We start from the raw sequence: 10,233 nt of genomic DNA on the forward strand, positions 1-10,233 counted from the left end.
ATCTGGAGCCTAAACCAAATCCTCCTGTAGCAGGATAAGCTACATAAGCTGTTCCATTCCATGTATACTTTGCACCGTAGCCACTCACTAAATCCCAATCAATAGAAGAAGGGTAGGGGTTTCCTACAGCATTTGCTTTATTATAGCTTCCTCCAGAACCAGATGTGGTAAGGCTAATGCTTTGATCTCCATCGTTAGGATCTCCAGTAAAGCTATAGGAAGCTTTTGCATGAGTTCCAAAGAAACCATAGGCTGTAACAGGTGTGAGTGTGGTATTCTCATCATCTATTTGCTCCCATAGCCCTGTAGATTCGTTCCAGTTTTGTAAATAATCTCCAAAGAAGAGATTAGCTGTGGTATTATTATTTGGGGGGGATATTAAATGCCATTTACTGTCGTTAGTAAGTGATTTTTTTAATATGAAATCTCCGATAATATAAAGATTTCCAGAGTTGATGAATGATGCTCCATCATTTAAGCTTAGACTTGCTCCAGGCTCAATAAGCAAATCATTACAATTCGCAGTAGATGATACTACTGGATTGGTATTCTGATTACTAATACCCACATTATCTGTAGGACTTGGTAGACTTCCAAGACTCCAGTTTGTGGCTGTTTCCCAGGATGTTGAATTGGTATTTAACCAAGAGTTAAAAGCGGTTGAAGTCACAGACTCATCTCCATCACCACCTATAATACCATCATTTCCATTACCTGATAAGTCAACCACAACATTGCCATCTAGCTTATAATAAGCTACTAAGTTATCTTCATTTCCAGTAAGTGTTTTCAACATATTCTGCTGAATCTCTGATTGGCTACGAATATCATTCCAAATTCTCACTTCGTCTATAATTCCATCAGATAAATTTCTCGAGCCTCCTTGTGAAGAACCAATGGATGAATTAGAAACTGGATTTATAGGATCTGATTGTCCAGTGTCTGAATAAACCAATTCTCCATCCAGATATACAATTGGATCACTATTGCTATCTAGAATCAAAACGACATGATGCCAACCTGTTCCAATATTTGTTCCAGTAGGTATCCAACGACTTTGATCGAATAAGATTAGAATTTGGTTTCCATTATTATCCCATTCAGAATTTCCCACTCCCATTCCGTAACCAAAATTATGATTTCCAATATGAACAAAAGCACCTTTTTGGCTGGTAGAATTCAGATTTATCCAACATTCAAGAGTAACCGACGTTGTTCCTAATCCAAAAATTGAAGAGATTGAAACATAGTCATCTGTATTAAACCGCATGGCCTTTTTAGGACCAAAAAACGCAACAGATGGAATGCCATGGTCAGTAAAGTTGATTCCAGCGCTTAGTGTTCCATCATTATTATTTGATGTTTCATCACTCAGAATTTGTCCGCTTGTTTCATTAAATTTATAGTAACCAACCAGATTAGCTTCATCTGCTGGTACTAATTCTTTATACATATCAGCTCTTATTTCTGCTTCAGCTCTATCAATATTCCATAGGCGAACTTCATCCATAGTGCCATTTGATAAATTTCTGCCACCCCCACCAGAGCCAATATATACTGTGTTTGCTGGAGATACAGCATTAAATCCATTTTTTGTATAAACCAATTTGCCGTCAAGAAATGCTCTTGCAGTTGAAAAAGCATCTATAGTAAATGCTATATGATGCCAACCTGTTCCTATATTGATTCCAGTGGGAAACCAATTAATTTCATTATATATGATAATAAGTTCATTTCCATCTGAATCCCATGTGCCATTGCCAACACCAATACCATAACCGCTAGATCCATTACCTACATTAATAAAAGCTCCCTTTTCACTAACAGACGGAATGTTTACCCAACATTCAACAGTTACATTTATGGTTCCTAATCCCATATTAGAATTGATCATTAGTTCATCTAAACTAAGGGTTAAGGCATTATTTTGGGCATTTGTAAATTGAAATGGTATGATTAAAAAAATAATCAAATAGTAGAATAATTTTTTCATAGGTGCTTTGGTTTTGAGAAATTAATATCAATAATCTTGCACTAAGATAAGAATTATTTTGCTGAATTTCAATATTTTATTTGCTGTCAAAATATAATCCTTTATTAGTTTGTTGGTTTTTATAGTGCCTTACGATGGCATATGAAATAGAAATTGTGATAAGAATAGCAATATCATTTCCAATAGGTGCCCCACCACCAACAGGAGTAGTTCCTCCAGAACTGGTATTGTCATTATTTGGTGGAGGAGGAGTTTGAGCAAAAAGAGTACTCATAGCGAATACTAAAATGATAATTCCGATGTATTTCTTTATGTTTTTCATTGTTTATTTTTTATTTTTATTTCTTGTTTGGTTTCGGATGTTGGATGTCCGATGACAGATGTTTGGTGTTACTTCCAACTTTAGGCTTTCGGCTTCGGACTTCAGGGCTGCAATCCTTTCGCTCTGCTCAAGGCGTGCATCCCTTTACTTCCGGCTTCCGGCTTCCGACTTCCCACTATTCCAATATCACTTTTTCCACTTGTGTTCCACTACCCGAAATCAATTGCACCAAATAAGCTCCCTGCAAATGACTCAAGTCAAAACTTTGCAGATTTTGATGAGATAGCTGGTTTTGATATAAAAGCCTTCCAGCCAAATCATAGATCATAATCTCTTCAAATTTGTCCGCTTCATCCATTCTCACATAAACTTGTCCATTGTCTGAATATACTTGTGCTTCTTGTTCAACAAATTCTTGAGTTCCGGTAGCCTTAAGATGCAGTATGAAACGCTCCTCTGAATCACTTGTTAACCAATCAAAGCTATAAGCTCCTTTACTTAGGTCGTAGAAGAGGTTTAGTTTGGTGTCTTCTAGTTCAATACTATTTATTCCATTTATTTCTTTTAGGGATAGAGTATAGAAGCCGTTTTCGCTATTGGAAAATCCTAGTTGTATCGTTTCAGTATAAGGTCTTTTATCAATGGCAAGCTTACCGTCGATGCTATAAGACCAGATTTGCGATACACCATTTCCAGAGGATAGGAATTTCCAAGAATCATCGATTAAATTAAAACCATCATTTGCATTTTCATCAAATAGCAATTTAAACTCATCTTCGAATTCACCATAAGAAGCGGTTAATAATAATCCGTTTTGTATGTCTTGTGAGTTTTTATAAAAAGTTCCTCCATGTGTACGATTGGAATTTTGAAGGGAGAAACTGCTTCCATCATTCAGAGTACATATAAAGAAGCCTTGCATAGGAGGAATAGCTGAAGCGGTATTTTCGATATAATCATCTGCAACAGGGTTGTAAATATATGCTGTTCCATAATTTCCTTGAAGTTGTGACCAGTCAATAGCTGATGGGTAGGGATTTCCTACCAGATTGGTACCATCATGGATTGCATCAGGATCAGGATTATTATGATAGGATAGCGTGAAGGGAATTGTCCCAGTATTAGGTGTTCCAGAAAAAGTATGGGTAGTTTCACCATCATCTGACCAAAAACCATAGCCTTGAACAGGAATTAGTGCCATGTCGGTTACTTCTACATCATACCACCAAACATCTTCTTCACTCCAGTATTGTAAGTAATCCCCATCAAACATGCCGCTCACTGCATTTGAAACAGGAGAGGAGATCATATGCCATTGCCCATTGGAGATAGTTCTTTGGGCATTGAATGTTCCTCCATCATTTGTAACAGTTCCTGCAGTTTTCAAAGAACCTCCAGAAGCAAGTGTTAAAGTAGCACCTGAACTGATGGTTAAATTGTTACAATCAGCTCCATCACCTGAGGCTATTACAGGAAAATTAGTAATACCAACGGATGGAATCGTAACATTATTTGAAGAAGTGGGAACTGCAGCAAGACTCCAATTGCCGGGAGTATTCCAATCAGTGCCCTCTGAACCATCCCAGGTAATATCCGCATAATCTGTTGTAAAGCTTATTTCAGAGCCATAAGCTGGCCCTTCACTATTTGTTGCGTAGGCTCTTACATAATAAGTTGTATTTGGGCTCAGTCCTGTAATAGAGGAGGTAAATGTGCCGGTTCCACTGCCATTGGTTGTTTTAGGATCGCTTGTGGTAGGTGACCCGGTTGTATTCCAGCATACACCGCGCGCTGTAATCGTACTGCCACCATCAGCAGTAACATTACCACCACCAGTGGCTGTTGTTGGTGTAATATTGCTTATGGAAGAAGTTGTTACTGTGGCTGGGTCATTGTCTCTGCCGATGGTGTAATAATATCCATTTGTTGGTGTTACATTTTCAAAGGTGATATCGTCACCACTAACAGAAATTCCTGAACTTACGGATGTAAAGGGGCCGCTACTACTACTTGAGCTCAACAATTTATAATCATCTGCTTCAAGTTGGGTATTGTCGAGTAAAGGTGCAAAATTATCGCATTGAAATAGAAAATTGATTGCATCGTCTGCTTCAGAGTTAAAATACCACACTTGGTTTGCCCGAAGCTCTACACCTGTAGGACAGCCGCTACTTGTAGTTCCATTTTGGTTATTATTTGCAAAACTATAAGATTCTAAACGATCCAAAGTTCCACTGTAATCTTTGAGGCTTAAACCGTCACTTGTGATACTCCAATTTGTGCCCGTATTATACCAAAGGGCTTCTGCTACTTCAAAGCAGGACGAATTGTAAATTATTACAGGAGCACCGTAGGTGTTTGATGATGAAGATCTAGAGGTAAAATTGTAATTGTTGCTTGACAGATCATTCACACTGGAGCCAGGTGAAATAGTAGAATTCATATCCAACCAACATACAAGATTACCAGGATTGGTTCCATCAGCAATATCCCTGTGCATATAATCATTTATTTCAGTTTCACTCCTGGCATCATTCCAAATTCTTGCTTCGTCGATACGTCCATTAAAATATTTTCCCGTATTATTGTCATCGTAATAATAGCCGCCGATAGTTGGTTTGGGAATGTAACTGCTATAGTAATCAGGGCTAAAATCATTATTTCCTGAGGATGATGATGAGCTTGCAATGCCATTTATATACAAGACTACTGAGGAAGAATTATTAATAACTGCAGCTACATGTGTCCATTCATTTGTCGGTATTGCAGCGGTTGATGTTTTTGTGTTAGTACCAGATGAATTATATACAATGAGTTGCAATTTACCTTGACCAATACTAAATCTATAACCTCTTGCAGGTGAAGTGTAGTCTAGTGTAGTGTAGGCAATGATGTCATTATCTCCACTAGTTGTTGTAGGGTAAATCCAAGCTTCCAAAGTATATTGAGTGGTTACTTCAAATGCGTTGCCCGTTGCAAGATTTCCGTTATAAGTCAGATAAGCTGATGCCGAATTATTTGTTTGCGCAAAACTCGGTGTGATTAATACTGCTGTTAAAATAAAAAGTACTGTTTTTTTCATACTATTTGGTTTTAATAATTGTTCGAATAAATGATATCTTGCTTTAAATTGGCTGTTAATTAACAAATATAGAAAGGGCTAAGTACTTAAACAAAAATAGTACCTTAATAAAAACTGAACAAAGGGGGGGCAGATAGTTTTTGATTATAATTAACTGAACAAAAACTGAACAAAGGGTAAATTGGCTAAATTTTGGATAAAATTGAGGATAGATTGTCTGACTTTGCCAGATTCATTTTTTTACGCAAGCGGTAGCGAGCAACATCAACACTATCTTTTGTATTTTGTGTTAATAGCGATATTTCTTTGGATGACATACCAAGTTTAATAAATGCTGCTATTTTTTTATCGGCAGGAGAAAGCTTAGGGTATAAAATAGTAATGTTTTTGTAAAAATTTTGATGAACTTCATTAAACCTAATTTGAAACTCTTCCCAATGTTTTGAGTTTTGCGAAGTTGATATTTGCGATAAAAGGCTGTTTAATTCCACGACACTTTTTTCATCGATAACATTTACTAAAGAATCAATTATAGCAGATAATCTATTTCTTACTTCTGCGTTTTGTGCAACTACAATGGCATTGCTTGCCAACTCTCTATTTTTATGGTTTATGTTTTCTTGAAGTCGTAATGCTTTTTCGTTTATTAAATTAGCTTCTTGTTTAAGCATTTCTTGTTTTCCAGAATTAACTTGCAGGGTTAGTTTGTGGTTTTCGTTTATGGATTTCCAAAACCTATCTCTAAAAAAGTATATCCCAAAAGAAAAACCTGCCATTGTAAGAGTTAAAAATACTGCATTATTGCTTACATAGCTGGCTTGATCCATCACCGAAAGGTATATTATAATCCCTGAGTACATTACATTGATAATTATAAAATTAATATTATGTAATACAAATCCTGTAAGGGTTATGAATATAGCTACTAAAAAACTATCGCGTAATATATTAAACTGCCAATCGGCAATTAGGCTCATTTGCAAACTGATGTTTGTGGTAAATATGTTGATAATTACTATATAGACAAGTATGAATAATGCAATTTTGAAATTTATTTTATTAAGGATAAAAAGAACAAACGAAATGAGGATTATTATAAGGGTAATAATGTTGATTATGAATAGAGTATGTAGATTGCTATTAAAATAATAAATAGTATCAATAAAAACTCCGAGAAATGCAAAAAGGAAACCAACTTTTATTGATGAGCTTACAGGGTGAGCTAGTATTTTATTAACTATTCCAGAAAATTGTTCTTTTATGTTAATTGTCATGTTACAAAAATAGAAAAAGTTAGCTAAGATTATCACTTAGGTTCTGTCGCATTAATCCAAACAATTTCCAAAACCAAATATAATGAAATATTATACAGCTAAAGAATAAAATGTTTTAAAAGCTTAGACTTGGTTTTTCCTATCTGATTCTTTCTAATGATACTCACGGTTTCTATTCCTGCTAGTTTCTTTGGGCGGATTCAAATTCTTTAAACCCAGTATTGATGGCTATTTGTCTCTTGATATTTCGATAGCTTAAGGTAAAACTTAACTTAAAATAGACCGCTTGAAGGATGATAATTCTGGGATATCGGTGGTGCTTGAACATCAATTATGGTTTTGTTGGTGGGTAAAAATAGAAATTATTTTACCTTTGACTAATTAATGCGACAGAACCATTTCAAGACATTTACTATTAATCCTGAATAGTTAATGTGGTCTTTTTTGGCTTGCTTAAATTAAGGTGAAAGATTATCTCTGCCTCCTCTGTGAGTTCTATTTTAAGATTATCGCTGCCGGTTTTTTTTATTAAAGTAGTCTCTGTTCCTAAGGTCATTATTTCTTGATTAGGTTTGGCCCCAAAATCAAAATCCCAGTTCATTGGAGCAATTTTAAACTCGTAATTTCCTTTCTTTAAAAGAATATTTGTTTCATAAATTCCTTTGCCTTTATATTCAAAGCGAGGAGAAGCATCCCATTTTTTACCCCAATCATTCATATTGCCAAACAAATAAATCGTTTCACTACCAAGTGGTTCTTCCTCTATTTTATTTAATTCTTTTTGGAGTGTAACAATTGTTTCATTCAGTTCTTCACCATTTATTAATGACATGGCCAACTCCATAGCAACACTTTGGTTTATTTCAATATCTGGTTTTACGCCTTTGCCCTCAATCTTTCCGATTTGAGAAGAGTAGTATTCTGCAATTGGTAATGACAATTGAAAACCGTAAGGTAAATCAAACATCTTCTGCGATAGCATCTCTCCAGCACTAGTTTCACCAATAATTGTGACGTTTTTTAATTGTGCCATAGCATCAACTGTAAACTCCGCTGCGCTTGCAGTTTTATTACTTATTAATACATAAACAGGACCATCAAAATAAGGTAACATTGGTTTAAACCTTACTCGAGTAAGAGCTTGTTGTTGTACGTCTTGCCAAAATGTTTTTATGGACCAACCCTCCCAGGATGATAAGGTTTGAACATCATCTATTTTAGGAGGCACGGTATTGTTTTCCCACCATTTTCGGGATACAAACATTCCTACATCAATAGGATCTTTCATAAGGTGACCAATCAGGGGAATGCCTGCGAAAGTTCCTCCTATATTATTTCTAATATCTATAATAAGTGTTTCAGCCTTATTTTTATCTATTTCACGATAAGCATCAAATACGCGTTCTTTAGTGTCCACTCCTGTCATAGTAGTTACGGTAAGAATAGCTGTTCTAGCTTCCCAATTCAAGGACACACTATGGTCACCTACCCTTAAGGAATCGATAAATTCAGCCATTTCTTCGGCTGGCTTTCCCATTTTTGCAAGCCGAACATGCGAAAATGGACCATCTGACCATAACCGATTAAACCCATTAATAAAGGCTTCTTTTGTTTCGGCATTATTTGCAAGTTTTTGAATCTCTTTTTCTAATTCCAAATAGGCCACTTCATCCAACTCCCTGGGGTTGTAATGATAATTTGCCATTAGCTGGGATATACTATCAACAACTGTTAACAACTCAAGATTGTGTTGTGTATAATTTGTTTCTTTTGATTGATTGCAAGAAACCAATACAAGTGTGATGAATAATATTTTTAAATTTCTCATGATTTTTAGATTTCTGGTATTTTAGAGGGCTTTAAATCAGTATCTATATTTTTTGTATTTTAACTAATGCCAAACGGTTAGTATGAGTGGCGTAGCCTGCCGATAGACGGCTATGATTTCATATACATTGTTGTATGCCGTATTTATTTCTCACATTTTTGTTTCAATTGTTCCAGCCAATATAACATATCATCTTCCAATTTCTCGTTCATTTTCTTCTTCATCAAGCTGATAATCCAACCTTCCATACTTTCTTCAACTACCACTTTTGTGCCATTTTCAGTTGGTTCTAAATGCCAATTGTGAATTGCACTTGCACCAAAAGCTTTTCCTTGCCAACCAAGAATTTTGTTAGGTGTAAAAGAATGGATTTTTGACTTAATTTTACTTCCATTGGTTTTCCAAGTAAAACTACTTCCAACTTCTAAATTATCTTGTAGTTCTGGGCTTTGTATTCTTTCATTCCATTTATCCCAATTGTGGATATTAGTCAGAATTTGCCATACTTTTTCAGGTGTAGCATTGATTACTATTTCTTTTGTTTGTACTACTGGTGCTTCTTGATTGATTGTCATTTGTGATTGATTTTGTGCTTTGACACTAATGGTCATTGCGGTTAAAAAAATTAGAATTAAACTTTGCTTCATTTTTATTGATTTTTGTTAAGGCAAAGTTGAGGACTAATTTCTTCTGTCGGCTTGACATAAATCAAGAAGTAGATTTTGTTTTCTTTTTTCGTATTCGGCTTAATGTCTCGGCTGTCATTCCAAGCATTGAAGCAATTTGATTAAGTGGGACTTTATTGAAAAGTGTTGGATTAAAGGCGAACAATTCATTATATCTTTCTTCTGAATTAAGTGCCAAGTGAGAAACAACTCTGTTTTCTAATACAGTAAAACACTTGGCTAAAAACATTTTTTCTAATTTATCCCACCTTGGTACCCTTGTTGAAATTCTGTTATAATTCTCTTTTGAAATAGCCAGAAGTTCTACATCCGTCATTGCTAGGTAGCTTACTTTTGATTTTTGGTTGAATAGAAAACCCGATAAATCAACAGCAAAATATCCACTTGTAGAAAACCATTTCGTTACTTCTTTGTCATTGACATATAAGAACTCTCGAAGTATTCCTTTTTCAACGAACCCCATTTGTTTCACATAATGACCTTCTTTCAAGAAATATTCTCCTTCTTTAATTTCTACTGGTTTAAAATATTCTCGTATCCCTTTAAATTCTCTTTCAGTAAATCCAAAGGTTTGGATTATATGTTTTTTTAGTTCAGACATCTATTTATTGGTTATATGGTGGTTCTGTCGTATTAATTCAATCAATTTTAAAAATCAAATATAATTAAATATTATACAGCTAAAGAATAAAATGTTTTAAAAGCTTAACCTTGGGATTTTCAATCTGATTCTTTCCCATGATATTTATGGTTTCTATTCCTGCTAGTTTCTTTGGGCGGATTCGAATTCTTTAAACCCAGTATTGATGGCTATTTGTCTCTTGATATTCCGATAACTTAAGGTAAAACTTAATTTGGAATAAACTTCCTGAGGAATGATCATTCTGGGATATTGGTGGTGCTTGAAAATTAATTGTATTTTAGGGTTACCCATTTAAGTCTCGTGTAATTTAATCGAAGCGTAAGCAATCGGTTTATGCTCTACGCATCTCTGAATGATTTTATCTAAAATTGATTGGCGATGATTCCTTCTGTTAAATCTAAAGAA

Annotated in this window: 8 protein-coding genes; all 8 read right to left on the reverse strand. The window is 35.0% G+C overall.

Translation table 11 applies throughout. The annotated features are described in order from the left end of the window. Positions 1–1,993: LamG domain-containing protein (locus HNS40_RS20670; protein WP_172284532.1), on the reverse strand; the 1,993-nt coding region annotated here is incomplete at its 3' end. Positions 1,994–2,069: 76 nt separating this feature from the next. Then, positions 2,070–2,315 carry a hypothetical protein gene (locus HNS40_RS20675; RefSeq protein WP_172284534.1) on the reverse strand — a complete coding sequence of 82 codons (246 nt, stop codon included), beginning with the start codon at positions 2,313–2,315 and terminating at the stop codon, positions 2,070–2,072. A 175-nt stretch (positions 2,316–2,490) separates the two neighbouring features. After that, positions 2,491–5,397 (reverse strand): LamG-like jellyroll fold domain-containing protein, encoded by a 2,907-nt coding sequence (locus HNS40_RS20680; protein WP_172284537.1) that lies wholly within the window; start codon positions 5,395–5,397, stop codon positions 2,491–2,493. Between the two features lie 185 nt (positions 5,398–5,582). Then, on the reverse strand, positions 5,583–6,374 hold the full coding sequence (locus HNS40_RS20685; protein ID WP_172284539.1) for a hypothetical protein: 792 nt from the start codon (positions 6,372–6,374) through the stop codon (positions 5,583–5,585). A gap of 478 nt (positions 6,375–6,852) precedes the next feature. Further along, entirely contained in the window at positions 6,853–6,999 is a 147-nt protein-coding gene (locus HNS40_RS20690) for a hypothetical protein (RefSeq protein WP_172284541.1), read from the reverse strand. Positions 7,000–7,086: 87 nt separating this feature from the next. Continuing rightward, positions 7,087–8,499, reverse strand: a complete 1,413-nt coding sequence (locus HNS40_RS20695) for a S41 family peptidase (RefSeq protein ID WP_172284543.1) — start codon at positions 8,497–8,499, stop codon at positions 7,087–7,089. 143 nt (positions 8,500–8,642) lie between these two features. Next, on the reverse strand, positions 8,643–9,146 hold the full coding sequence (locus tag HNS40_RS20700) for an SRPBCC domain-containing protein (RefSeq protein ID WP_172284545.1): 504 nt from the start codon (positions 9,144–9,146) through the stop codon (positions 8,643–8,645). Positions 9,147–9,207: 61 nt separating this feature from the next. After that, a complete protein-coding gene (locus tag HNS40_RS20705) occupies positions 9,208–9,786 on the reverse strand; it encodes a Crp/Fnr family transcriptional regulator (protein WP_172284547.1) in 579 nt (192 codons plus the stop codon). Positions 9,787–10,233 lie beyond the last annotated feature (447 nt).

It is taken from the genome of Lentimicrobium sp. S6 (genome assembly GCF_013166635.1).
Taxonomy (GTDB): Bacteria; Bacteroidota; Bacteroidia; order Bacteroidales; family UBA12170; genus UBA12170.